Raw genomic sequence first — 23,276 nt, forward strand, 5'->3', positions numbered from 1 at the left:
AGGAAAGGTATGATCGGATGAAACTGACAAAACTTCTTCCCCTTGCAGCCGCCGTGGCACTGGTGCCCGCGCTCGGGCTTGCGCAGGAGGCTGAGGCCGTCGAGGAGGCCGCGGGTCTGACGGTCGAAATGCTGAATACCGAGATGGTGTTCATCTTCAACTCGCTGCTGTTTCTGATCGGCGGCATCCTGGTGTTCTGGATGGCTGCGGGCTTTGCCATGCTCGAGGCGGGCTTCGTGCGTTCCAAGAACACGACAATGCAGCTGACCAAGAACGTGGGCCTGTTCTCGCTGGCGGCGTTCTTCTACTACCTGATCGGCTTCAACCTGATGTATCCGGGGGATGGCTGGATCATCGACGGATGGCTGGGCGCCTTCGGCCCGGCGGTTCTCGAGGCTGTCGGCGTCGGCATGGATGAGGCCGATGACATCGAATATGCCTCGGTTGGCTCGGACTTCTTCTTCCAGTTGATGTTCTGCGCGACCACCGCCTCGATCGTTTCGGGCGCGCTGGCCGAACGGATCAAGCTGAACGCCTTTCTTGTCTTCGTGGTGGTGCTGACCGCGCTGATCTACCCGATCCAGGCGTCCTGGAGCTGGGGCGAAGGCTGGCTCGATGCGATGGGCTTCAGCGATTTCGCCGGGTCCACGATCGTGCACTCGGTGGGCGGCTGGGCCGCGCTGACCGGCGCGATCATCCTGGGCGCGCGCAAGGGCAAGTATGGCCCCGATGGCAAGGTCAACCCGATCCCAGGTTCGAACCTCGCGCTGGCGACGCTGGGCATGTTCATCCTGTGGATGGGCTGGTTCGGCTTCAACGGCGGGTCCGAGCTGGCGATGGGCTCGGTCGATGCCGTGGCTAATGTCAGCCGCATCTTCGCCAACACCAACGCCGCTGCGGCCGGTGGTGCAATCGCCGCGCTGCTGCTGACCCAGATCCTGTTCAAGAAAGCCGACCTGACGCTGATGCTCAACGGTGCGCTTGCGGGTCTGGTGGCGATCACGGCGGAACCGCTTGAGCCGGGTCTCGGGCTGGCCACCATCATCGGCGCCATCGGTGGTGTGATCGTGGTCTTCACCGTGCCGCTGCTCGACAAGCTGAAGATCGACGATGTGGTCGGTGCGATCCCGGTTCACCTGTTCGCCGGTATCTGGGGCACGCTTGCGGTGGTTCTGTCGAACGGTGACGCGAACATCGGCACTCAGGTCGTCGGTATCGTGGCCATCGGCGCCTTTGCCATCGTCACTTCGGCGATCGTCTGGGCCATCATCAAGGGTGTGATGGGCATCCGCGTTTCGGAAGAGGCCGAGATCAACGGTCTCGACAAATCCGAACTGGGCATGGAGGCCTATCCCGACTTTGCCAAGGGCTGATCTCCTCCCTCCCGATAGTCCTTGAAACTGCCCGGGCCGCTTGTCGGCCCGGGTTTTTTGCTGCCGGCGGCTCATGCAAAACCGCGAGCCGGTCGCGGCAGGGTCAGTCGGGGATGCGGCTGAGGTCGCGGGCGCGTCTGAGCACTCGGGTCCGGTGCTCCTGCGCGACCACCTCAAACCCGTTCTTCTGGTAATTTGCCAGTGCCCGCGGGTGATCGAGTGAGCAGGTGTTGACCTTGAGAACCTTCAGCCCAGGTCGCTCCCACGCGGTCAGGATCGCGGTGCGCATCAGGAAACTGCCCAGACCCCGCCCCACCGCCTGCGGCACAAGGCCGAAATAGGCCAGGTCGGTTTCCCCATCGCGGCGCGCATCGAGCAGAAAGAATCCGTGCGGCCAGCCAGCGCGCATCAATGTCCATAGCTCGACAGCCGGGTCGGCCAGCCAGGCTGCCAGCTCTGCCTCGGGCTCGTCGTGCATGTCTTCCCATGCGTAATCGCGCCCGACGGCATCGTAGAGCGACAGAAAATACCACACGGGCGGCTCTTCGGCGCGCAGCAGCGAGGCGGGCATGTCGATCGGCAACGCCGGGTAGTCGAACCCTGGCCGTTCGGTCATCTCCAGATAGGTGACACGATAGTTGAGCGTGGTGCCGACCGGTTGCAGCGTCATGCCGATGTGCCCAGCTTCAGATCCTGATACATCCCCCACTCGGCCCAGGACCCATCGTAAAGCCCGTGGTCATGGTGTCCGATCCGTTCCAGCGCCAGGCTGAGGATCGCGGCAGTGATGCCGGATCCGCAGGTGGTGATCGCGGGTTTCGACAGGTCCACCCCGGCGTCCTGAAACGCTGCTCGCAGCGCCTCGGGGTCTTTCATGGTGCCGTCTCGATTGAGCAGAAGCCGGTAATGCAGGTTCTTCGAGCCGGGGATGTGGCCTGCGCGCAGGCCGGGGCGTGGCTCGGGTTCCTGCCCGGTGAAACGGCCGGGGCTGCGCGCGTCGATGATTTCATGATCGCCCAGCTTGGCGGCAGCGGCAACCTGTGTGACATCGCGCAGCAGGCGCGCCTGCCGTTGCACGGTGATGTGCCGATCGCGCATCACCGGCGGCATGTCTTCGACGGGGCGCCCTTCGGCCCGCCATTTGCGAAAGCCACCGTCCAGAACGGCGACATCCCGCTTGCCCATCAGCCGGAACAGCCACCAGACGCGCGGCGCCGAAAGTATCCCCGCGCCATCATAGACCACGACCTGATGCCCGTCGCCGACGCCCATCGCCCGCATCCGCGAGATGAACTTTTCAGGCGGCGGCGCCATGTGCGGCAGGTCCGAGCGCAGGTCGGAGATTTCGTCGATGTCGAAAAACCGCGCCCCGGGGATATGCGCCGCGTCATATTCGGCGCGCCCGTCGCGGCCCACGTCCGGCAGATACCAGGAGGCATCGAGCACCCGCAAATCGGGGTCGGACAGATGTTCGGCCAGCCAGCCGGTGGATACGAGCGTTCTGGGATCGTCCTGCATGATCTTGCCAAGCCTCCTTCGCCGTCGTTCCGGCTTAGCCGGAGCGAGGGATTCAGGCAAGTCCGGCGGCGGGAGGCGAAGCGGCGCAGGCAGGGGTGACGCTTACGGTGCGCGGTAAAAGGCCCGGCTAGCGGCTCTGTTGCTTGAGCAGGCGTTGCTTCTGGCGGTTCCAGTCGCGCTTGGCCTCGGTGGCGCGCTTGTCGGCCAGCTTCTTGCCCTTGGCGACGCCGATCTTGATCTTGGCGATGCCGCGATGGTTGAAATACAGCACCAGCGGCACCAGCGTCATGCCCTTGCGCGCCGTTTCTGACCACAGGCGCGACAGTTCGCGCCGCGATACCAGCAACTTGCGCTTGCGCCGCTCGTCATGCCCGAAGGTCTTGGCCTGCTTGTAGGGCGCGATATAGCTGTTGATCAGCCATAGCTCGCCGTTCTCGACCGAGGCATAGCTTTCGGCGATATTCGCCCCGCCCTCGCGCAGTGACTTGACCTCGGACCCTTCCAGCATGATGCCGCATTCGAGATCGTCCTCGATGGCATATTCGCGCCGGGCGCGGCGGTTTTCGGCCACGACCTTGTAGTTTGGATTGTCGGGTTTCGCGCTCATGCGTCGCAGATAGGCGAAGGGCCGGGCCGAGTCCAGCGGGCGCGACGCTTGCGCCCAAACGCTGAAGAGGCAAGAGTGCCCGTCACGGGGCACCGGCAGGTGCATGCATTGGCAAGGGAGAGAGTCATGGGCCTGGAAAGCATCATCGTGATCTTGATCGTCGGCGCGCTGGCGGGCTGGCTTGCGGGGCTGATCGTGGCCGGGCGCGGCTTCGGGCTGCTGACCAATATCGTGGTCGGGGTGCTGGGTGCCTTCATCGCCGCCGTGATCCTGCCGGTGATCGGGTTGAGCGCGGGCGGCGGGCTGGGTGCATCGATCCTGCACGCGACGCTGGGCGCGGTGATCCTGCTTGCGGTGATCCAGCTGGTCAAACGGGTGTGACGGGTCGGCCGGTCACGGCCCCTTGCGCGCGCTCCTTCCCTTGTGCTTGACGCCGCCGCGCTGCCCTGGCCGCCCGGCGGTCGAGCGGCCCTTGGCGGTGTTTGCCGCTTCCACTGCCTCCTGCACCGCCGACTGACGCGCCAGCGGATCGTCGGATATTGCCAGTTCGACCGCCTCGAGCCGCTTGATCTCGTCGCGCAGGCGGGCGGCTTCTTCGAACTCCAGGTTCTCGGCGGCCTTGCGCATGGTCACGCGCAGGCCCTCCAGATGGGCCTGAAGGTTGGCGCCCACCAGCGGCTTTTCCACCTGCGCGGTGACGCGGGCCATGTCGGTATCGCCTTTCCACAGGCCGGCCAGAACATCCTCGACATTCTTGCGGATGGTCTGCGGTGTGATGCCGTGTTCCTCGTTATAGGCGATCTGCTTGGCGCGGCGGCGGTCGGTCTCGCCGATGGCCCGTTCCATCGAGCCGGTGATGCGGTCGCCATACATGATGACGCGTCCATCGGCGTTGCGTGCGGCACGGCCGATGGTCTGGATCAGCGAGGTTTCCGACCGCAGGAAGCCTTCCTTGTCGGCGTCCAGAATGGCCACCAGCCCGCATTCGGGAATGTCCAGCCCCTCGCGCAGCAGGTTGATGCCGATCAGCACGTCGAAGGCCCCCAGCCGCAGGTCGCGCAGGATCTCGATACGCTCGATCGTGTCGATGTCGGAATGCATGTAGCGCACGCGAATGCCCTGTTCGTGCAGGTACTCGGTCAGATCCTCGGCCATGCGCTTGGTCAGCACGGTGCACAGCACGCGCAGGTCGCGCGCGGCCACCTGGCGGATTTCATCGAGCAGGTCATCGACCTGCATGGCCACTGGCCGCACCTCGACCGGCGGGTCCAAGAGGCCGGTGGGGCGGATCACCTGTTCGGTAAAGATGCCGCCGGTCTGCTCAAGCTCCCAGCCGGCGGGGGTGGCGCTGACAAAGACCGATTGCGGGCGCATCGCGTCCCATTCCTCGAACTTGAGCGGGCGGTTGTCCATGCAGGACGGCAGGCGGAAGCCGTGTTCGGCCAGCGTGAACTTGCGCCGGTAGTCGCCGCGATACATGCCGCCGATCTGCGGCACGCTGACATGGCTTTCGTCGGCGAAGACGATGGCGTGATCGGGGATGAACTCGAAGAGCGTGGGCGGCGGCTCGCCCGGTGCGCGGCCGGTCAGATAGCGCGAATAATTCTCGATGCCGTTGCATACACCTGTGGCCTCCAGCATCTCCAGGTCGAATTTCGTGCGCTGCTCCAACCGCTGCGCTTCCAGCAGCTTGCCCTCGGCCACCAACTGGTCGAGACGCTGACGCAGTTCTTCGCGGATGCCCTTTACCGCCTGCTGCATGGTCGGGCGTGGGGTCACGTAATGGCTGTTGGCATAGATGCGGATCTTCTCGAGATCATCGGTTTTCGCCCCTGTCAGGGGGTCGAACTCGGTGATTTCCTCCAGGTCATCGCCAAAGAACGACATCCGCCAGGCGCGGTCTTCCATGTGGGCGGGCCAGACCTCGATCACATCGCCGCGTACGCGGAAACTGCCGCGCTGAAAGGCCGTGTCGTTGCGCCGGTATTGCTGGGCGACCAACTCGGCGATGATCTGGCGCGGGTCATAGGATTCGCCTGCAACCAGATCCTGCGTCATCGCCGAATAGGTCTCGACCGAGCCGATGCCGTAGATGCAACTGACCGAGGCCACGATGATCACATCGTCGCGCTCAAGCAGCGCGCGGGTGGCCGAGTGGCGCATCCGGTCGATCTGTTCGTTGATCTGGGATTCCTTCTCGATATAGGTGTCCGAGCGCGGCACATAGGCTTCGGGCTGGTAGTAATCGTAATAGCTGACGAAATACTCGACCGCGTTCTCGGGAAAGAAGCTTTTGAACTCGCCGTAAAGCTGCGCGGCCAGGGTCTTGTTCGGCGCAAGGATGATCGCGGGGCGCTGCGTCGCCTCGATCACCTTGGCCATGGTGAAGGTCTTGCCGGTTCCCGTCGCGCCCAGCAGCACCTGGTTGCGCTCGCCCGCGGCAATTCCCTCGACCAACTCGGCAATCGCGGTGGGCTGGTCGCCGGCCGGCTCGAAATTGCTGGCCATGACGAAACGCCGCCCGCCTTCGAGCTTTTCGCGCCCTTTGGCGGCAGCGGGATTGGGGGCCGAGGTCAGCGGCATCTGTTCGGGCATGGCGCAAACTCCTTGTCTGCCTAACATGCGGGTCTGATCGTCAGGTTCAAGGTGCATCGGTGCGGCGGGCTGGCCCTTGCATGGCGCGGGCGGTTGCGGGATAAAGGCCGCACGCACAAGGGAGCCTTGCGAATGCGCGCACGAATCTATCGCCCCGCCCGTTCGGCCACGCAATCCGGCACCGCCCGGAGCAGGCACTGGGTTCTCGAATTCTCGCCCGCCGCCCCGCGCGAGGTGGACCCGCTGATGGGCTGGACCAGCTCGGGCGACATGGACAGTCAGGTGCGCCTGTGCTTCGACAGCCGCGAAGCCGCCGAAGCCTATGCCCGCGAGCGCGGGATAGATTATGTGGTGCTGCGGCCCAAGACCCGCAAGCTCAACATCCGCCCGCGCGGCTATGGCGAGAATTTCGCGACCGACCGCCGCCAGGTCTGGACGCACTGACTGCATCTGCCCGTGTCTTGCCAAGGGCCTGCCGGCGGCTGCTGGTGTTGCCGCATATCGGCGACACGCTGATCGTCATATGGCCGGGTGCGCAGGCCTACCCGGTCAGTGTCTGGTAAACCAGCATCAGCGCCGCCAGGATCAGGATGCCCTGATAGAGGCGGAAGAACAGTGCGTTGGGAATGTGGCTTACCAGCTTTATGCCAATATGAGAGGCCATGAAGCAGATCGGGGCCAGGATCGCAGCCTCCATCAGCACGGGAATACCGATGATCCCACCAACGAGCAGCACGCTGAAGCGCCAGACAATGAAGATCGTGCCGACAAGGATCATGGTGCCGCGAAACAGCATCTTCTCGGCGCAGAGCATGCGCACATAGACCGAGATGAACACCATCGCGCCCGCGCCCAGAAACCCGCCGATCAGACCCGCCACTGTCGAGGCGATGGGCCCCGCCACGGCAGTATGACGCTGGACCAGCGGCGCCATGCGCCCAATCAGGCCGAAAACCTCGCTGATGACCAGAAACAGGATGAAAAGCCCGATGGCGAGGCTGAGCCAGCGGGCCTCCAGGCTGGCAAACAGCCAGACGCCGGCCACGACCGAAGGCAATGTCCAGATGATCAGCTTGCCGGCAACTTGCCGGTCTCCGTCGCGCAGGCTGCGCGGGATGAGCTGGATTTGCGTGTAGAAATTCGTCACTGCCGCCAGCACCACTGCCTGGTGCGGCGGGATGATCAGGGCCGAGCCGACCACCATCATGGAGACGGCGCCATAGCCGAACACACCTTTCAGCAGAAAGGCAATGACATAGACCGCCACCAGGCCAGCCATCTGCGCGGGGGCAAGATCCCCGAAAACCGTTACACCGAGGATGTCCAAGTTCAGTCCTGACCTGCGCGCGCCGCGCGGCGGCGGTATGACCCAAGGAGAGACCAGCCCACAGCGACGATAAAGATTGCCAGCATCGCGGTGTTGATCGGCCCGGTGAAGAGCGCGAAGAAATCGCCCCGCACCAGAAGCATCGCGCGGCGGAAATTGTCTTCCAGCAGCGGCCCCAGGACGAAGCCCATGAGCAGCGGCGCCGGCTCGAATGCGAGAAGCCGCATGATATAGCCCGCAAGGCCGAAGGCCAACAGCAGCCAGACATCAAAAATGCTGGTGTTTATGGAATAGACGCCGACACAGATCAGGCAGATGATCGCCGGATAAAGCAGCTGGTAGGGTATCTTGAGCAGTCGCACCCAGACCCCGATGAAGGGGATGTTGACGACAAGCAACAGCAGGTTGCCGATCCAGAAGCTTGCGACGATCGCCCAGAACATGTCGAAGTTTTCGCGCACGAATTGCGGCCCCGGCGTGATGCCGTGCATCATCATCGCGCCCAGGATGATGGCCATGCTGGCGGTGCCGGGAATGCCCAGCGCGAAGGTGGGGATGAACGCGGTCTGCGCCGCCGCGTTATTGGCCGATTCCGGCCCCGATATCCCCTCGACCGCGCCATGGCCAAAACGCTCGGGTGTCTTGGAGGCGCGCTTTTCCACTGCGTAGCTCAGGAAAGCCGCCAGCGCGAGCCCCGCCCCGGGCAATGGGCCGATGATGCTGCCGATGCCCGCCCCCCGCAGCACTGGCACTACCGATCTGGTCAGGTCTTCGCGCTCTGGCACCAGCGATCGCAAGGTGATCTTGTCGCGGATGGTGGGGTTCGAGTTGGACATGATCGACCAGATGATCTCCGCCACGCCGAACAGCCCCATCGCGACGATCACAATGCTGATGCCATCGTAAAGCTGGAAATACCCCATGGTGAAGCGCGACGATCCGGTTTGATTATCGACGCCGATGGTTCCGACCAGCACACCGATGGTCAGCATGGCCAGCCCCTTCAACGGGCTTCCACTGCTTATGGTGGCGGCCATGATCAGCCCCAGCAGCAGCGCCATGAAATATTCCTTGCTCTGGAACATCATGGCGAATGACAGGAAGACCGGCGTGGCCACGATCAACAGCATGATCCCGATCGATCCGCCAATGAACGAGGCGATGGTGGTCATGAAAAGGGCCACGCCCGCGCGCCCCTTCTTGGCCATCGGGTAGCCGTCGATGCAGGTCACTGCGTTCGAGGGGGTGCCGGGCAGGTTGAGCAGGATCGACGCGGTCGAGCCGCCGTATTCCGATCCGTAGTAGACACCCGCCAGCATGATAAGGGCGGTGGTCGGCTCCAGGTAGAATGTCACCGGCAGCAAGAGCGAAATCGCCGCAAGCGACCCAAGCCCGGGCAGCACGCCCACCGCCGTGCCTAGCACCACGCCCGTCAGGCAGTAGAAAAGGTTTTCGAACGACAGCGCGATCGAGAAGCCGTGGGCGAGATCGGCGATCATAGCGGGTTCCTCAGCACGGGCATGGGCAGGCCGAGGCCGCGCACGAAAATCAGCCAGCAGGCGATCGCCATGAAGATGGACAGCGGCACGACCTGCCAGATTTTGCTTTCACGCGACCCCAGGGCCGAGATCGCCACCACGGCGATCAGGGCGATGATCAGTCCGACACGCTGGATCAGCAACCCGAAGACAAGCACCGAGGCCAGCACCCATATCACTGGGCGCGGGTTGAACTCGATGGGGTTGCCCTTGCGAAAAAGCGCTGGGATGAGAATCCCCGCGCCGATCAGCATGGCGATGACACCGGCCGAGAAGGGCAGATAGGCTGCGCCGATCACCCTGCCGCTGCCAAAGGAATATCCGGTTGCGGCCCAGGCGAAGGTTCCTCCGACCGCGATGACCAGCAGCCCGCCAAGGATGTCGCGCATATCGCCCCGGTGCATCATGCCGCTCCGCTTAGTGACCCGTCGCGCGGGGAAACCGTCGCTGACGCGATGTCATTCGCCATAACCGCCTACCACCTGCACATCGATCAGCACCCGGCCGCCGGCCTCGACGATGCGCGCGCCCTCCTCCAACCGCTGGCGGAACTCGCTGGCGGTGGTGACGGGACCGAACGCCTCGAACCCTTGTGCACGGGCCATGGCGCAATTGTCCACTGCCGGGTCGATCCGCTGGCCGATCCACTTGTTCCCGACCGGGCGGCCGCGGTCGCGGGCGACGTGTTCCTGATGACGCTCGTCGTTGAAATAGGAATGGTTGTTGGCAATGATCAGCATCATCGGCAGGTCCATGTGGCTGGCTGTCCACAGCGCCTGGTTGCCCATCGCGAAATCGCCATCGCCGATGATGCCGATCACCAGCCGCCCCGAACCCTTGAGCGCCAGAGCCGCGCCCACGGTGTGGCCGGGGCCGCTGCCCACGGTGCCGCCGGCGTCCTTGCCCAGGAAATCCATCGGATCGTGATGATCGCAGGCCAGTTGCGACCAGCCGAAAGGGGTGCGCGCCAGCGTGACGGGGCGGGTTTTCGCGAAATCGCTGACCATGAAGGACAGGTCGAAAACCCGCAGGTTTTCCTCGCGCAGGGTTTCGCGCTTGGCTTTTGCGGCCTCGGTCCAGTGGGGCAGGTCGGGCAGGCGCGCGGGCAGCCGTTCATCGCCCAGCGCATCTAGCAGCTGGCGGATGAACCGGTCGGGCGCGGCCATGATCGGCACGTCCACGGCCGCAAGCGCCTGGTGGTCCATGCTCCAGCCATTCGCCAGCAGGCTGTCGAGCGAACAGTGCACGACCGTCGCATCAACCGGTGTTTGCGTCTGATATCCGCCGCCGCGCGCCTTGAGAAAGCCTGCCAGGTCGTGCCAGTCGAAACCGAGCAGAAGATCGCATTCGGCCAGCACCTCGCTTTCCTGCTCGTCGGCGTGTTCTCCCATGGGGGCGAGCAGGTGCGAGGGGTGCGTGGTGGGAAAATTCGACGGGTTGTGCGTGGTGCTCAGGGCCAGCGCGCCGGTGGCCTCGGTCAGCGCCACGCGGGCATCCCATTCGGCCTGGCCGCGTGCCCCGCGCCCGAACAGGATGGCGGGGCGCTTTGCCCGGCGCAGAAGGTCCAGCACCTGCGCCACTGACTCGGCCGGTGCGGCGGGGGCGGGGGCGGGCCTGTAGCGCGCCACGGGCGGCACGTGCACCTCACGGTCAAGCCGTGCCTCCTGCATTCCGGCATCGAGGCAGACATAGACAGGCCCGAAGGGCTCGGACCGGGTGATCTGATCTGCGCGCAGCACGGCTTCTACCGCTGCTTCGGCCGAGGCTGGCTGATCGTCCCATTTGACATAGGCGCGAATCATCGAAGCCTGGTCCTTCGCGGTGTGCACCCAATCGATCCAGGGGCGGCGGGCATGGGCATCGACCGGGCCGGTTGCCCCGATGATCAGCATCGGCCGGCGCTCGCACCAACCCTCGAAGATGCCCATCGTCCCATTCATCAGGCCGACATTGGCGTGCAGCGCCACGGCCATCGGCTGATCGGTGGTGCGTGCATAGCCAACGGCGATCAGCACGGCCTGCAACTCGTGCAGGCACATGACAAGCCGGGGGTCGGAGTTGCCCAGGTGATTGACGATACTGTCATGGAGCCCGCGAAAGCTGGAGCCTGGCACGAGCGCGACATGCTCGTATCCCAGATCGCGGATGGTTTCGGCGATCACGTCGCTGCCCCAGCGGGCGTTATCGTCTTTCTGCATCGTCAGAGTAACCTCTCGTCGTCGCTGCGGCTTGCCGCAGGATGGCTGCCGCCGCCTGCCTGTGTTCTGGCGGCAGCGTTCTGTTCACCTTGCTGCGCCGGCCTGCTTTAGACAACACGGGTGTAAGCAAAACTGATTGCCCCTATGCCAAGTTGAAATTGGCCGCCCTCGTGAGGGGCGGCAGGGGCAGGGCAACTAATCACCCGCGACGGGAAATCAATTTGTCGCCGGCCCATCCATATCATTAGGAATGACGCAGAAAGCGGCGGGCTGATTGCACCGCACGGGGGCAGGCGTGCCCAAAGGCCAACCCAGAAACAAGGACGGCGCACTCATGGCGACTGGCAAGCAGCAAAGACTCCAATTCGACTATCACGGAGCAAAGAACCTGATCGACGGCAAGCTGGTCGAAAGCGAAACCGGGCGGCGCTACGATTCGATCAATCCGGCCGATGGCAGCGTCCTGGGCAGCGTACCTGAAGGCAGCGAAGCCGACATCAACGCAGCCGTCGATGCCGCCGAGCGTGCGCAGCCCGCCTGGGCCGCGCTTTCGGTCAGCGAGAAGGGGGCCTATCTGCGAAGGCTGGCCGCCGCGCTGCGTGATCATTCCGAGGCACTACTCGAGATTGAGGTGCGTGACACCGGCAACACCATCGCCGAGATGGGCAAGGATGTGGAGAACGGCGCCAGCCAGCTCGAATACTACGCCGGGCTGGGCTATGAGCTGAAGGGTTCCACCATTCCGGCCACGACGCAGAACCTGCACATGACCGTGCGCGAGCCTTACGGCGTGGTGGGCAAGATCGTCCCGTTCAACCATCCGCTGATGTTCGCCACTGCCAAGATCGCGGCGCCGCTGATGGCGGGCAATACGGTGGTGGTGAAACCCGCCGAGCAAAGCCCGCTCTCGGCTTGCTACCTGGCCGAGCTTTGCGCTGATATCTTTCCTCCGGGCGTGGTGAATTTCGTCACCGGCTTTGGCGGTGAGGCTGGCGATGCACTGGTGCGCCACCCGCGGGTCAAGCGCATCGGCTTCATCGGCTCGGTCGAGACAGGAAAGTTGATCCAACGGCGCGCGGCGGAGGTGGCGGTCAAGCACATCTCGCTGGAACTGGGCGGCAAGAACCCGATGATCGTCTTTCCCGATGCCGACCTTGAAAAGGCCACGACGGCGGCGATGAACGGGATGAACTTTGGCTGGCAGGGGCAGTCCTGCGGCTCGACCAGCCGGCTGTTCCTTCATGCCGATATCCACGACAAGGTGCTGGCCGATCTGGTCGCCAAGGTGCGCGCGCGCCAGATCGCCGACCCGATGGACCCCGAGGCACGCGTCGGGCCGATCAACAACAAGGCGCAGTATGAGAAGGTGCAGTGGTTCTGCAAGACCACGCTGGAGGAGGGCGGCAAGCTGGAAACCGGCGGCAGGCGGCCCGACGGGTTTCCCGAAGGCGGCTACTGGTGGGAGCCGACAATCTTTTCCGGCATGCGCCCCGACATGACCCTGGCCCAAAACGAAGTGTTCGGTCCGGTGTTGGCGGTGTTCAAATGGACCGATCTGGAGGAAACGCTCAGGATCGCCAATTCGCTCGAATATGGCCTGTCCGGATCGGTCTGGACGCAGGACATCACCAAGGCCCTGACCACCGCGCGGCGCATCGACTCGGGCTATATCTGGATCAACGGGGTGGGCACGCATTTCCCGGCCGTGCCCTTTGGCGGCAAGAAGAACAGTGGCATCGGCAACGAGGAATCCTTCGGCGACCTGCTCAGCTATACCGAGGAAAAAGCCATAAATATCATCCTTTGAGGGGGCGGGCATGACCAGAACACTCAGCATCGGTTGCGGCGCTTACGACCGGACCTGGCCGCTGATCGCCGGGCTGATCCGGCCCGAAGGGTTCGATTTCGACTGGCAGGTTCTGCCGCCGGAGGAAGTGTTTCTCAAGGGTATGCTGACCGGGGCGTTCGACATCTGCGAGATGTCCACGGCGACCTATATGGTGCAGCGTGCGCGGGGAGAGAACCTTTACACCGCGCTGCCGATCTTTGTTTCGCGCAAGTTCCGGCACAGTGCGCTTTATGTGCGTAGCGATGCCGGGATCGAGCGGCCCGAAGATTTGCGCGGGCGGCGTATCGGTGTGCCGGAATGGCAGATTACCGCGATCGCCTGGGTGCGTGGCATCCTGTCGGACTGGCACGGGGTGGGTGTTGCCGATGCCGAATGGCTGATCGGCGGCATCGACGAGCCCGGCCGTGGCGAGAAAATACCGGTCGAGCCGCCGGCGGGGGTCAAGGCGCGCAGGCTGGGTGCGGAGGAAACCCTCTGGGCGCTGGTGGAGGCGGGAGAACTGGACGCGATCATCGCCCCGCGCGCGCCGCTCGCCTTTCACGAGGGCGACAGCCGCATCCGGCGGCTCTTTTCCGATGTGCGCGCGGCAGAGACCGCCTATTACAAGGCGTCGGGGCAGTTTCCAATCATGCACATCATCGGGTTGCGCAACGATCATTGGGCAACAGACCCCGGCGTTGCCACCCGCCTGTTCGACGCGTTCGAGGCCGGGCGCCGCCACGCTTTGAACGAGCTGCACCAGGTTGCTTACGATGCGCCCATGCTTCCCTGGGCGGGAGAGGAACTGGCCTATGCCGAGGCCTTGATGGGGCGCGATTACTGGACCTACGGTCTTGATGCGCGGAACCGGGAGGGCGTTGAAATCCTGTGCCGCTATGCGCATGAGCAGGGGCTCACCGACCGACAGCTCGCTGTAGAGGAAGTCTTCCCGGCCAGCTAACGCCCGCAGGCAGCCCCGGGGGCGGAACTTGCAGGTCAGCGGGGCGGATGCTACATTTTGCCGCACTCCATGCACATGAACAAGGTGGTCGGACAAGATGCCAGGGCAGCCAAGCCATAGCGAGGCCCTCAACGACCTGCCTAATCTCAGGCATTTGCGGGCATTCATACTCACGGCGGAATTCCGCAGTGTCAAACGGGCTGCCGAGGCGGTTCACCTTTCGCAGCCGGCAGTCACCCAGGCCATCGGCAAGCTGGAGGCGCGCTTCGGCGTCGATTTCTTTTACCGCTGCAAGACGGGCATGTACCTGACCAATTATGGCGAAGCCTTCTGCCGCCGGATCAGTCGCGCCCTGCGGGAAATAGACCGGGCCTGCGCCGAAAGCGACGATCTCATGCAGGACGTTGCCGAAAGCACGATCAGCAGGATGGTTTCAACCGCACAGTTGCGCACGATCATCGCCATCGCCGACCAGGGGAATTTCACGCTTGCGGCGCGGGCGCTGGGCGTTTCGCAGCCCTCGGTGCAGCGCACGGCGCGGTCGCTCGAGCACCTGCTCGGCTCGCGGCTGTTTTCGCGCTCGCGGCTGGGAGTAGGGCTTTCGCCGCGGGGCGAACGGTTTGCCCGCGGGGCAAAGCTGGCGATCCGCGAGATCGAACTTGCCTTCGACGATCTCGAGCACATGCGCGACCACAAGGTCGGGCGAATCTCGATCGGCGCCAACCCGCTGGCGCGGGCCTGTATCGTGCCGCTGGCTGTCACGCGGCTGCTCAACCGTTATCCGGATGTGCATATCCGCATCATTGAAGGGGCCTACAAGGATCTGATCCGGGGCCTTTGGGTGGGCGATCTTGATGTGGTTGTGGGCGCGTTGCGGTCGCCGCCGCCGCTGCCCGATCTCGACGAACAGCAACTTTTCACCGATTCGCAGTCGGTCGTGGTGCGGCATGGCCACCCGCTGACCCGGCTTAACCGGGTGACCCTGTCGGATACGGTAGGCTACCCCTGGATCGTGCCGCGGCCAGGCACGCCGACGCGGGCGCATTTCCACAGTATCTTCCGCGACCGCGCCCTGAGCGAGCCGAAGCGCCTGCTTGAGGTCAGTTCGCATGTGTCGGTCTGCACCCTTCTGTCGCAGAGCGACCGTGTCACGCTGTTGTCGAACCAGCAGGTGCAGGAGGAGGAGCGTCTGGGTCGCCTGCATATCCTGCCGATCGAACTGCCGGAAACACGCCGGACCATCGGGATCACCACCCGCAATGACTGGGAACCCAGTGAGCCGCAGGTCGAGCTTATCCGCGAGCTTGAGCGTGTTGGCCGGGTCTCGGGCGACAATGCAGCACTGCACGAGAGCAGCGCGCGCCGCGCCGCGTTGCCGTCGGCTCATGCCCCGGCGGCCAGGGCCGGCTAGACAACCCGAGTGAATTCGAACGGATATTTCCCCGGTTCGGGGATGAAGTTTCGTGTTAGCCCGTCAATTGCCGTGATGCCCATCTGCCAGCGCGCCTCGACCGAGCCTGCACCGATATGCGGTGTGGCCAGAAGATTCGGCATGTTGAGCAAGGTGTCGTCGGTGGCTGGCTCGGTCGCAAAGGTGTCGATCCCGGCTGCGGCAATCCAGCCTTCCTGCAAGGCATAGCGCAAGGCCAGTTCATCGACGATTCCGCCGCGGGCCGTGTTGATCAGCACGCAATCGGGGCGGAGGCCACGCAGAGTCTTGAAATTGTAAAGGTTCTCCGTGGTCGGGTTCAGGCTCAGATGGATCGAGAGGACCTCTGATCGCGCGTGCAATTCCTCGATGCTCACGGCCTCGGCGCCGTGGCGTGCCAGGAATTCGGAACGATCTGCCGCGTCACAGGCAAGGACCGTGCAGCCGAAAGGTTGCAGCATTCTTATGAATTCCTGCCCGATGGCTCCGACACCGTGCACGCCGACGACGCGCCCGGAAAGCTGGCGCCCCAACTCCTGAATGGGGCGCTGTCCCGCCCGCATCTTGAGGTTGCACGGCACAACCCGGCGCAGCCCGGCCATAGCCATGCACAGCGCGAGTTCGGCCACTGCCGTGGCGTTCACGCCCGGTGTCCAGCCCAGCCGCACCCCATGACGGCGCATTGCCACCGGGTCGATCCGGTCAAGCCCGACCCCGAGCTTGCACACGACCCGCAACTGCGGCAGCGCACTGAGCACCCTGTCGTTGATCTTCTCGAATGAGATGATCGCCGCCTCGTAGCCGTCGAGATAGGCGATGGTGTCTTCCTCGGTCTGATAATGGATGCTGCCCTCGGTGTTGATCCTGGCATCGGGGAACTGCTCGTAGAGCCGCGACACCAGGCCGGGGTGTTGGCCGAAGGACGCTGCCGGAACAGCGATACGGCTTACCGGGGGCTTTCCGGCGGAACGATCCGCGTGGAGCATCGTCATGGTCATTGGTTCGCTGTGCTTCCTGTTAGCGTGCCGCGTGATCCAAGAAAAAGCCAGCCATCTCGATCAGGCAAGTGTATCAGCGCAGAACTTATTGTCAGGTACGGGGTTTGAACAGGCGGTGGCCTTCCCTCTCGGAAGCCGGTGGCACGGTTTCCCTTGGGGAAGGATGAATACGCAAAACTAATTCCCTCGGCGGCGGATGTGATTCGGAGTGCCGGACCTCCCGCTGCATCCTGCAGACAACGCGTATGGCGGGTGTTGCGGAGTGCTATGACAATCGACCTTTACACATGGGTGACAGCCAATTCGCAAAAGGTGAATATCGCCGTTTGCGAGCTTGATCTCGATGTCGATGTCCACCCGGTCAACATCGGGAAGGGCGAACAGCGCGAGCCCGCTTACCTCAAGGTGAATCCCAACAACAAGGTGCCGGCCATCATTGACGGCGAAACCGGCATCAGAATGTTCGAATCCGGCGCAATCCTGATGTATCTGGCCGAACGCACCGGGCGCCTGATGCCTGAAGACCCGGCGGCCCGATGGGAAGCCACGCAATGGATATTCTGGCAGATGGCGGGGCTTGGCCCGGTGGCGGGGCAGCTCAATCATTTTTCCGCCGACGAGGCGCGCGGCGCCTATGCGCGCGATCGGTTCCGCACCGAGTTGCAGCGCCTTGTCGGCATACTGGAGGGGCAGCTTGCCGGGCGAGACTATGTCGCCGGCAGCTATAGCATGGCCGATATCGCGCTCTGGCCAGGCATTTCGCGCTACGAAAGGCTGGGGCTGGACCTGGGTGATTACCCGAATCTTCGAGGCTGGTATCGGCGTATCGCCAGACGCGAGGCGGTTCAGCGCGGATTCGAGATGCTGCAGCCGGGGCGCAGGCCGCCCTTGCCATCGGCCTGATTGCCCGTGCGGGCAGAAATTCCACTAGGAAGGGAGGAGACCAAAATGACCAAAAAAACTCACAGAAACGGGGCCATCGCAACGGCCGTCGCCGGGGTGGTCGCACTTGCTGCGCCTGCCGCGGTTTCGGCGCAGGACTACCCGACCCAACCGATTCAGGCCACTGTGGCCTTCGGTGCAGGCGGGTTTGCCGATACCATCGGCCGCATTTTCGCGCAGGGCCTCAGCGACCGGCTCGGCCAGCCCATCGTGGTGCAGAACCAGGGCGGCGCAGGCGGCAATGTGGGCGCCACGCGTGTCGCGAACGAGCCTGCCGACGGCTATCACATGCTGATCACCACTTCGAGCATCGCGCTTTCGCAGGCGATCTATGCCAATCTGGAATATGACCTGCACGAGGATCTGACGGTGATCGCGGCCCCCGTTACCTCGCCCGAGGTGCTGGCCGTGCATCCTTCGGTCCCGGCGAATGACCTCAACGAGTTCATCGAATGGGCGCGCACCGTTGATGAAGTCACCTATGGCAGCGCCGGGGTCGGCTCGACAACGCATCTGGTCTCGACCTATTTCCTCGACCATCTGGGCGGTCTCGATAACATCGTGCACGTTCCCTACAGCGGCGGCGGGCCTGCCAACCAGGCGGCAATCGGTGGCGAGATCGACATGATCGGCTCGTCCAACGCGGTCTATCCCTTCATCCGTGAAGGGCTGCTCAAGGGGTTGGGTATCGCCAGCGCCGAAGAGCACGATGCCGTGCCCGGTGTCCGGACTTTCCGGGACCAGGGCTTTGATCTTGAAGCGGCGGCCTGGGTGGCCCTTTTCATGCCCGCGGGGGTCGATGATGCGGTGATCGAGCGGATAAATACCGAGGTCAACGCCATGCTGGATGATCCCGACGTTCAGCAGCGGCTGCGCGATGCCGGTGTGCAGATGCATTCGCGCAACGTCGAAGAGACCCGCGCATTCGTTCTGTCGGAAATCGACAACTGGCAGAACATGGTCGATGTGGTCGGCGTCGAGGTGCAGTAAGGCGCCAGGACGGGGCGGCCGGCCCAAGTGGCCGCCCTGCCCGCGCTGAACGAACGGGCCGCGTTGAGGCAGCGCGGCCCGTTTGCGCATGACACGGTGCCGCGTGGTGTTCAGGCAGCGCCGGCTTCGGCAGGGCCGTTGCCCGCCTCGGGGGCATTCTGCCCATGCAGCTTTTCGGCGGATTGGCGCACGACTTCGGAGATCTGTTCCAGTTGCCGCGACAGGGGGCTGGTCTTGCGCCAGATCATGCCGATGGTGCGCGAAGGCTGCGGCCCCGCAAAGCGCGCGACAGAAACCTTGGCCGAGCCGGTTTCGACCGGTACCGCCATTTCGGGAATCAGCGTTACCCCGATACCGGCGCCGACCATCTGCACCAGGGTGGTCAACGAGCTGCCATCGAGCAGTTCGCGCGGCTGGCTGGAGTGCAAGTCGCAAAACGACAGGGCCTGATCGCGAAAGCAATGCCCTTCTTCCAGCAGGAGCAGACGCATCTCTCGCAGGGTTTCGCGGCTGGGCACCGGCCTTGCGGCATCGGCCGCCGGCCGGACCAGCACGAAGCTTTCGGAAAACAACGCGACCTCGGCAAGCGAAGGCTCAGAGATGGGTAGCGCGACAATGGCAGTATCCAGCCTGCCTGCCTTCAACTCCTCGATCAGCTTGGGGGTGACGGTTTCGCGCACATGGATATCCAACTCCGGATACATCCCTGTTGCGCTCTCCATGATCGTGGGCAGCAGATAGGGTGCGATGGTGGGAATCACCCCGATCCGCAGCCGCCCGGCCATCTGGTCCTGCGCGGCGCGGGCCAGTTCGCCCAGTTCATCGACCGCCCGCAAGACATCACGTACCCGTTCGGCAAAGGTTTCGCCGAACCCTGTCAGCCGGACATGCCGTGGGCCCCGTTCGAACAGGGGCGTGCCAAGCGATTCTTCTAGTTCCCTGATCTGCATCGACAGCGCCGGCTGCGATATCGCGCAGGCATCGGCGGCGCGGCCGAAATGGCCGTGATGGGTCAGAGCTTCGAAATAGCGTAACTGCTTGAGTGTCAGGTTTCTCATAAGTGAAACATATCATCGTTATCAGAAAATCAAACTTAAACTAATCGCGCGTCTCTGCTAAGGCTCCTCCCAGAGACGAGAAGCCATCAAGGCCGCTCGCTCTGACACCGGGTCGGGGCTCTGGATGGTCGGTTCGTGACATCGTGCGCGTCACGGTCACGGCCTGCCGCACAGAGAGATCCTTGATCCCGTTTCAGGGAAAAGAGCAGGAAATCTAGCCGTGATCGGAGAGAAAACCATGGACGGAAACGATATCGGAAACCCCGGCAAATGCCCGGTTGCGCACGGGGTGGTGAACCCCAATGCGACCCAGAATGGCCGTTTCAACCGCGACTGGTGGCCCAACCAGCTCAACCTCAAGATTCTGAGCCAGCATTCCTCCAAGGTCGACCCGATGGGCGAGGCCTTCGACTATGCCGAAGAATTCAAGAAGCTCGACCTCAAGGCGCTGAAGAAAGACCTTCACGACCTGATGACCGACAGCAAGGATTGGTGGCCGGCCGACTGGGGCCATTATGGCGGGCTGTTCATCCGCATGGCCTGGCACAGCGCGGGCACCTACCGCACCGCCGATGGCCGCGGCGGCGGCGGCACCGGCGCGCAGCGTTTCGCGCCGGTCAACGCCTGGCCCGATAACGTCAATCTTGACAAGCCGCGCCGCCTGCTGTGGCCGATCAAGCAGAAATACGGCAACCAGATTTCCTGGGCCGACCTCTACATTCTGGCCGGCAACGTCGCGCTCGAGTCGATGGGCTTCAAGACCTTCGGCTTCGCCGGTGGCCGTGTGGACATCTGGGAGCCCGAGGAAGATATCTATTGGGGCGACGAGACCGAGTGGCTGGGCGACAACCGCTACATGGGCGATCGCGAGCTGGAAAATCCGCTGGCCGCCGTGCAGATGGGGCTGATCTACGTCAACCCCGAAGGCCCGAACGGCGAGCCTGACCCGCTGAAATCCGGCCATGACGTGCGCGAGACTTTCGCACGCATGGCAATGAACGACTACGAAACTGTCGCCCTCGTCGCCGGCGGCCACACGTTCGGCAAATGCCACGGCGCGGGCGATGTCGCGCAGGTTGGTCCTGACCCCGAGGCCGCGCCGATGCACGAAATGGGCCTGGGCTGGATCAGCACCCATGGTTCCGGCAAGGGTGGCGACACCATCAGCAGCGGCATCGAAGGCGCCTGGAAGCCCAACCCCACCACCTGGGACATGGGCTATCTGAAGGTGCTGTTCAAATATGACTGGGAGCTTGTGAAAAGCCCCGCCGGTGCGCATCAGTGGCTGGCCAAGGACGTGGACGAGGAAGACATGGTCGTCGATGCGCATGACCCGTCGAAGAAGCATCGCCCGATGATGACCACGGCCGACCTGTCGCTGCGCCACGATCCGATCTATGAGCCGATCGCGCGGCATTTTCTTGAAAACCCCGAGGAATTCGCCGATGCTTTCGCCCGCGCCTGGTTCAAGCTGACCCACCGCGACATGGGGCCGAAGGTGCGCTATCTGGGCGACGAGGTGCCCGAAGAAGACCTCGTCTGGCAGGATCCGGTGCCGGCGGTCGATCACCCGCTGATCGACCGGGGCGACATCGCCGATCTCAAGGTAAGCATCCTGGCATCGGGCCTGAGCGTGGCCGAACTGGTGCAGACGGCCTGGGCCTCGGCCTCGACCTTCCGCGGTTCGGACATGCGCGGCGGCGCCAATGGCGCGCGCATCCGGCTTGAGCCGCAGAAGGACTGGGAGGTCAACCAGCCCGAGCAGCTTGCAAAAGTGCTGACCAGGCTGGAAGGCATCCAGAAAGCCTTCAACGACGAAGCCCATGGCGGCAAGAAGGTTTCGCTGGCCGATCTGATCGTTCTGGGCGGTTGCGCGGCGATCGAAAAGGCGGCCAAGGATGCGGGCTTTGACATCGAGGTGCCGTTCACGCCGGGCCGCACCGATGCCACCCAGGAGCAGACCGATGTCGACTCCTTCAAGATCATGGAGCCGATCGCCGATGGCTTCCGCAACTATCAGAAGGGTGTCTACAGCGTGCCGGCCGAGGCGATGCTGGTCGACAAGGCCCAGCTTCTGACCCTGACCGCGCCCGAGATGACCGTGCTGGTCGGTGGTCTGCGTGTGCTGGGTGCGAACCACGGCGGAACGAAACACGGTGTCTTCACCGACCGTCCCGGACAGCTCACCAACGACTTCTTCGTCAATCTGGTCGATATGGCGACCGAGTGGCGTCCGGCATCGGAGGACGAGCAGTTGTTCGAGGGCCATGACCGTGCCACCGGCAAGGTCAAGTGGACCGGCACCCGCGTCGATCTGGCCTTCGGCTCGAACTCGCAGCTACGCGCACTGTCCGAGCTGTACGCCCAGGGCGACTCGAAAGAGAAGTTCGTGAACGATTTTGTCGCGGCCTGGACCAAGGTGATGAATGCCGACCGTTTCGACCTGGCGTGATGCCGGTCGCGGCGCGGGCCTGATGGCCGGCCTCGGTAACGCGTGAAACACAAGGCGGCGCCCCGGCCCTTGTCGGGGCGCCGTTTTCCATTCTCCGGCTATTGTTCAAGGCCGATCCTGAATTCGAAGGTTTGCCTTGCGCGCGGCCGGGCCTTATCCAAGGCCCTTGAATGATGCGGGCAGGGGCACGGCGGCAAATGCGCGCCGATGGTTCGAAACGGACGAGGGGCTAATCCATGTCAGGCGGGGTCGTGATTGTGGGTGCGGGGCAGGCGGGCGCCGTTCTGGCCGAGAAACTGCGCGCGCGGGGTTATGCCGGGGCAGTCACGCTGATCGGGGCCGAGGCCGTGCCGCCCTATCAGCGCCCCCCGCTCACAAAGAAATACCTCACCGGTGAGATGACGCTCGAGCGGCTGTTCCTGCGCCCCGAAGCGGTTTACGCTGAACAGGACATCACCCTGCGCCTTTCGACGCGGGTGGCGGGGGTCGACCGCGCGGCCCGCCGCGTGCTGCTCGAAGGCGGTGAAACCCTTGCCTATGACCAGCTTGCGCTGACCACCGGATCAACCCCGCGGCGGCTGCCGGATGCCCTGGGTGGTAATCTGGCCGGGGTCTATGTGGCGCGCGATCTCGCCGATGCCGATGCGATGGCCCCCGAATTTGTCGCCGGCCGGCGGGTGCTGGTGGTGGGGGGCGGCTATATCGGGCTCGAGGCAGCATCGGTCGCCGCCGCGCGCGGGCTGAAGGTGACGCTGATCGAACAGGCGCCGCGCATTCTCAACCGCGTGGCCGCGCCCGAAACCGCCGATTGGTTCCGCGACCTGCATACGAGCCACGGCGTGCGCATTCTCGAAGGCTGCGGATTGGCGGGCCTTGAGGGGTGCGATGGCCGTGTGCGGGCCGCCCGGCTGGGCAATGGCGAAACCATCGAGGTCGATTTTGTGATCGCCGGAATCGGGATCGTGCCCAACACGGCCCTGGCCGAGGCCGCCGGGCTGGCAGTGGAGAACGGCATCGCGGTGGATGCTTTCGGGCGCAGCTCCGATCCGCTGGTCTGGGCTGCCGGTGATTGCGCCTCGTTTCCCTGGAGGGGGCGGCGCGTGCGGCTGGAAAGCGTGCAGAATGCCATTGACCAGGCGGCGCTGGTCGCGGCCAACATGCTGGGCGCGGGGCAGGAATATGACCCGGTGCCCTGGTTCTGGTCGGACCAGTATGACGTGAAACTGCAGATTGCCGGGCTGAACACCGGCTATGACCGGGTCGTTGCGCGGCGGGGCAAGGGCACGTCGTTCTGGTATTTCAGCGGCCCGCGGTTCCTGGCGGTTGATGCGATCAACGACCCGCGCGCCTACATGATCGGCAAACGCCTGCTTGAGGCCGGGCGCAGCCCGGACCCGGCCGTGCTGACCGACCCTGACAGTGACCTGAAGGCGCTGCTGAGCGCCGGCTGATGGCAGGATGC

20 protein-coding genes are annotated in these 23,276 nt (G+C 64.0%); 10 read left to right on the forward strand and 10 right to left on the reverse strand.

All coding sequences use genetic code 11. From position 1 onward, the window contains the following. Window positions 1-17 precede the first annotated feature (17 nt). Window positions 18-1,373, forward strand: a complete 1,356-nt coding sequence (locus tag DQ229_RS06610; RefSeq protein ID WP_114965476.1) for an ammonium transporter — start codon at window positions 18-20, stop codon at window positions 1,371-1,373. Window positions 1,374-1,476: 103 nt separating this feature from the next. Here the strand turns inward: DQ229_RS06610 and DQ229_RS06615 are convergent, their stop codons facing one another. The 3 genes from DQ229_RS06615 to smpB form a co-directional block, all read right to left on the reverse strand. Beyond that, a complete protein-coding gene (locus DQ229_RS06615) occupies window positions 1,477-2,043 on the reverse strand; it encodes a GNAT family N-acetyltransferase (RefSeq protein WP_114965477.1) in 567 nt (188 codons plus the stop codon). Continuing rightward, entirely contained in the window at window positions 2,040-2,891 is an 852-nt protein-coding gene (sseA, locus tag DQ229_RS06620) for a 3-mercaptopyruvate sulfurtransferase (protein ID WP_114965478.1), read from the reverse strand. Before sseA ends, DQ229_RS06615 begins: the two co-directional genes overlap by 4 nt. A 127-nt stretch (window positions 2,892-3,018) precedes the next feature. Next, window positions 3,019-3,498 (reverse strand): SsrA-binding protein SmpB, encoded by a 480-nt coding sequence (gene smpB / locus DQ229_RS06625; protein ID WP_114965554.1) that lies wholly within the window; start codon window positions 3,496-3,498, stop codon window positions 3,019-3,021. 126 nt (window positions 3,499-3,624) lie between these two features. Between smpB and DQ229_RS06630 the strand changes: the two genes are divergently transcribed. Continuing rightward, complete coding sequence (locus tag DQ229_RS06630; RefSeq protein ID WP_114965479.1) at window positions 3,625-3,879, forward strand: GlsB/YeaQ/YmgE family stress response membrane protein; 255 nt, start codon at window positions 3,625-3,627, stop codon at window positions 3,877-3,879. A gap of 12 nt (window positions 3,880-3,891) precedes the next feature. Here DQ229_RS06630 and uvrB read toward each other — a convergent pair whose 3' ends face one another. Continuing rightward, on the reverse strand, window positions 3,892-6,093 hold the full coding sequence (gene uvrB, locus DQ229_RS06635; protein ID WP_274378825.1) for an excinuclease ABC subunit UvrB: 2,202 nt from the start codon (window positions 6,091-6,093) through the stop codon (window positions 3,892-3,894). A 132-nt stretch (window positions 6,094-6,225) separates the two neighbouring features. Between uvrB and DQ229_RS06640 the strand changes: the two genes are divergently transcribed. Continuing rightward, window positions 6,226-6,537, forward strand: coding sequence for an ETC complex I subunit (locus DQ229_RS06640; protein ID WP_114965480.1), 312 nt, complete (start codon window positions 6,226-6,228; stop codon window positions 6,535-6,537). Window positions 6,538-6,634: 97 nt separating this feature from the next. On the opposite strand, the gene DQ229_RS06645 is transcribed toward DQ229_RS06640, so the two are convergent. Genes DQ229_RS06645 through DQ229_RS06660 form a run of 4 tightly spaced genes read right to left on the reverse strand, consistent with a single transcriptional unit; the run spans window position 6,635 to window position 11,156 of the window. Beyond that, window positions 6,635-7,420, reverse strand: a complete 786-nt coding sequence (locus DQ229_RS06645; RefSeq protein ID WP_114965481.1) for a sulfite exporter TauE/SafE family protein — start codon at window positions 7,418-7,420, stop codon at window positions 6,635-6,637. 2 nt (window positions 7,421-7,422) lie between these two features. Then, on the reverse strand, window positions 7,423-8,919 hold the full coding sequence (locus tag DQ229_RS06650) for a tripartite tricarboxylate transporter permease (RefSeq protein WP_114965482.1): 1,497 nt from the start codon (window positions 8,917-8,919) through the stop codon (window positions 7,423-7,425). Next, complete coding sequence (locus DQ229_RS06655; RefSeq protein ID WP_162300770.1) at window positions 8,916-9,362, reverse strand: tripartite tricarboxylate transporter TctB family protein; 447 nt, start codon at window positions 9,360-9,362, stop codon at window positions 8,916-8,918. The genes DQ229_RS06650 and DQ229_RS06655 overlap by 4 nt, the downstream gene beginning before the upstream one ends. A gap of 54 nt (window positions 9,363-9,416) precedes the next feature. Beyond that, window positions 9,417-11,156: a thiamine pyrophosphate-binding protein gene (locus tag DQ229_RS06660; RefSeq protein ID WP_114965484.1), complete on the reverse strand. Its 1,740-nt coding sequence runs from the start codon at window positions 11,154-11,156 to the stop codon at window positions 9,417-9,419. 334 nt (window positions 11,157-11,490) lie between these two features. Here DQ229_RS06660 and DQ229_RS06665 point away from each other — a divergent pair, with 334 nt between their 5' ends. The 3 genes from DQ229_RS06665 (at window position 11,491) to DQ229_RS06675 (ending at window position 15,356) form a co-directional block, all read left to right on the forward strand. Next, window positions 11,491-12,963, forward strand: a complete 1,473-nt coding sequence (locus DQ229_RS06665; RefSeq protein ID WP_114965556.1) for an aldehyde dehydrogenase family protein — start codon at window positions 11,491-11,493, stop codon at window positions 12,961-12,963. Window positions 12,964-12,973: 10 nt separating this feature from the next. Next, window positions 12,974-13,945, forward strand: coding sequence for an ABC transporter substrate-binding protein (locus tag DQ229_RS06670; protein ID WP_114965485.1), 972 nt, complete (start codon window positions 12,974-12,976; stop codon window positions 13,943-13,945). A 97-nt stretch (window positions 13,946-14,042) separates the two neighbouring features. Then, window positions 14,043-15,356, forward strand: a complete 1,314-nt coding sequence (locus tag DQ229_RS06675) for a LysR family transcriptional regulator (protein WP_114965486.1) — start codon at window positions 14,043-14,045, stop codon at window positions 15,354-15,356. Here DQ229_RS06675 and DQ229_RS06680 read toward each other — a convergent pair. Beyond that, window positions 15,353-16,372: an NAD(P)-dependent oxidoreductase gene (locus DQ229_RS06680; RefSeq protein WP_114965487.1), complete on the reverse strand. Its 1,020-nt coding sequence runs from the start codon at window positions 16,370-16,372 to the stop codon at window positions 15,353-15,355. The two genes, DQ229_RS06675 and DQ229_RS06680, sit on opposite strands and share 4 nt — an antisense overlap. 267 nt (window positions 16,373-16,639) lie before the next feature. Between DQ229_RS06680 and DQ229_RS06685 the strand changes: the two genes are divergently transcribed. Further along, window positions 16,640-17,275, forward strand: a complete 636-nt coding sequence (locus DQ229_RS06685; RefSeq protein WP_114965488.1) for a glutathione S-transferase family protein — start codon at window positions 16,640-16,642, stop codon at window positions 17,273-17,275. 45 nt (window positions 17,276-17,320) lie between these two features. Further along, window positions 17,321-18,304, forward strand: coding sequence for a Bug family tripartite tricarboxylate transporter substrate binding protein (locus DQ229_RS06690; protein WP_114965489.1), 984 nt, complete (start codon window positions 17,321-17,323; stop codon window positions 18,302-18,304). Between the two features lie 110 nt (window positions 18,305-18,414). On the opposite strand, the gene DQ229_RS06695 is transcribed toward DQ229_RS06690, so the two are convergent. Continuing rightward, a complete protein-coding gene (locus DQ229_RS06695; RefSeq protein ID WP_114965490.1) occupies window positions 18,415-19,362 on the reverse strand; it encodes a LysR substrate-binding domain-containing protein in 948 nt (315 codons plus the stop codon). Between the two features lie 238 nt (window positions 19,363-19,600). Between DQ229_RS06695 and katG the strand changes: the two genes are divergently transcribed. Both katG and DQ229_RS06705 read left to right on the forward strand, forming a co-directional pair. Then, window positions 19,601-21,814 carry a catalase/peroxidase HPI gene (gene katG / locus DQ229_RS06700; RefSeq protein ID WP_114965557.1) on the forward strand — a complete coding sequence of 738 codons (2,214 nt, stop codon included), beginning with the start codon at window positions 19,601-19,603 and terminating at the stop codon, window positions 21,812-21,814. Window positions 21,815-22,050: 236 nt separating this feature from the next. Continuing rightward, window positions 22,051-23,265: an NAD(P)/FAD-dependent oxidoreductase gene (locus tag DQ229_RS06705; protein ID WP_114965491.1), complete on the forward strand. Its 1,215-nt coding sequence runs from the start codon at window positions 22,051-22,053 to the stop codon at window positions 23,263-23,265. Window positions 23,266-23,276: the final 11 nt, after the last annotated feature.

The organism is Alkalilacustris brevis (genome assembly GCF_003350345.1).
Taxonomy (GTDB): domain Bacteria; phylum Pseudomonadota; class Alphaproteobacteria; order Rhodobacterales; family Rhodobacteraceae; genus Alkalilacustris; species Alkalilacustris brevis.

Coding starts and splice junctions, on each gene's coding strand:
- DQ229_RS06610 (WP_114965476.1), top strand. CDS start 18: ATGAAACTGACAAAACTTCTTCCCCTTGCAGCCGCCGTGGCACTGGTG.
- DQ229_RS06615 (WP_114965477.1), bottom strand. CDS start 2,043: ATGACGCTGCAACCGGTCGGCACCACGCTCAACTATCGTGTCACCTAT.
- sseA (WP_114965478.1), bottom strand. CDS start 2,891: ATGCAGGACGATCCCAGAACGCTCGTATCCACCGGCTGGCTGGCCGAA.
- smpB (WP_114965554.1), bottom strand. CDS start 3,498: ATGAGCGCGAAACCCGACAATCCAAACTACAAGGTCGTGGCCGAAAAC.
- DQ229_RS06630 (WP_114965479.1), top strand. CDS start 3,625: ATGGGCCTGGAAAGCATCATCGTGATCTTGATCGTCGGCGCGCTGGCG.
- uvrB (WP_274378825.1), bottom strand. CDS start 6,093: ATGCCCGAACAGATGCCGCTGACCTCGGCCCCCAATCCCGCTGCCGCC.
- DQ229_RS06640 (WP_114965480.1), top strand. CDS start 6,226: ATGCGCGCACGAATCTATCGCCCCGCCCGTTCGGCCACGCAATCCGGC.
- DQ229_RS06650 (WP_114965482.1), bottom strand. CDS start 8,919: ATGATCGCCGATCTCGCCCACGGCTTCTCGATCGCGCTGTCGTTCGAA.
- DQ229_RS06655 (WP_162300770.1), bottom strand. CDS start 9,362: ATGCACCGGGGCGATATGCGCGACATCCTTGGCGGGCTGCTGGTCATC.
- DQ229_RS06660 (WP_114965484.1), bottom strand. CDS start 11,156: ATGCAGAAAGACGATAACGCCCGCTGGGGCAGCGACGTGATCGCCGAA.
- DQ229_RS06665 (WP_114965556.1), top strand. CDS start 11,491: ATGGCGACTGGCAAGCAGCAAAGACTCCAATTCGACTATCACGGAGCA.
- DQ229_RS06670 (WP_114965485.1), top strand. CDS start 12,974: ATGACCAGAACACTCAGCATCGGTTGCGGCGCTTACGACCGGACCTGG.
- DQ229_RS06675 (WP_114965486.1), top strand. CDS start 14,043: ATGCCAGGGCAGCCAAGCCATAGCGAGGCCCTCAACGACCTGCCTAAT.
- DQ229_RS06680 (WP_114965487.1), bottom strand. CDS start 16,372: ATGACCATGACGATGCTCCACGCGGATCGTTCCGCCGGAAAGCCCCCG.
- DQ229_RS06685 (WP_114965488.1), top strand. CDS start 16,640: ATGACAATCGACCTTTACACATGGGTGACAGCCAATTCGCAAAAGGTG.
- DQ229_RS06690 (WP_114965489.1), top strand. CDS start 17,321: ATGACCAAAAAAACTCACAGAAACGGGGCCATCGCAACGGCCGTCGCC.
- DQ229_RS06695 (WP_114965490.1), bottom strand. CDS start 19,362: ATGAGAAACCTGACACTCAAGCAGTTACGCTATTTCGAAGCTCTGACC.
- katG (WP_114965557.1), top strand. CDS start 19,601: ATGGACGGAAACGATATCGGAAACCCCGGCAAATGCCCGGTTGCGCAC.
- DQ229_RS06705 (WP_114965491.1), top strand. CDS start 22,051: ATGTCAGGCGGGGTCGTGATTGTGGGTGCGGGGCAGGCGGGCGCCGTT.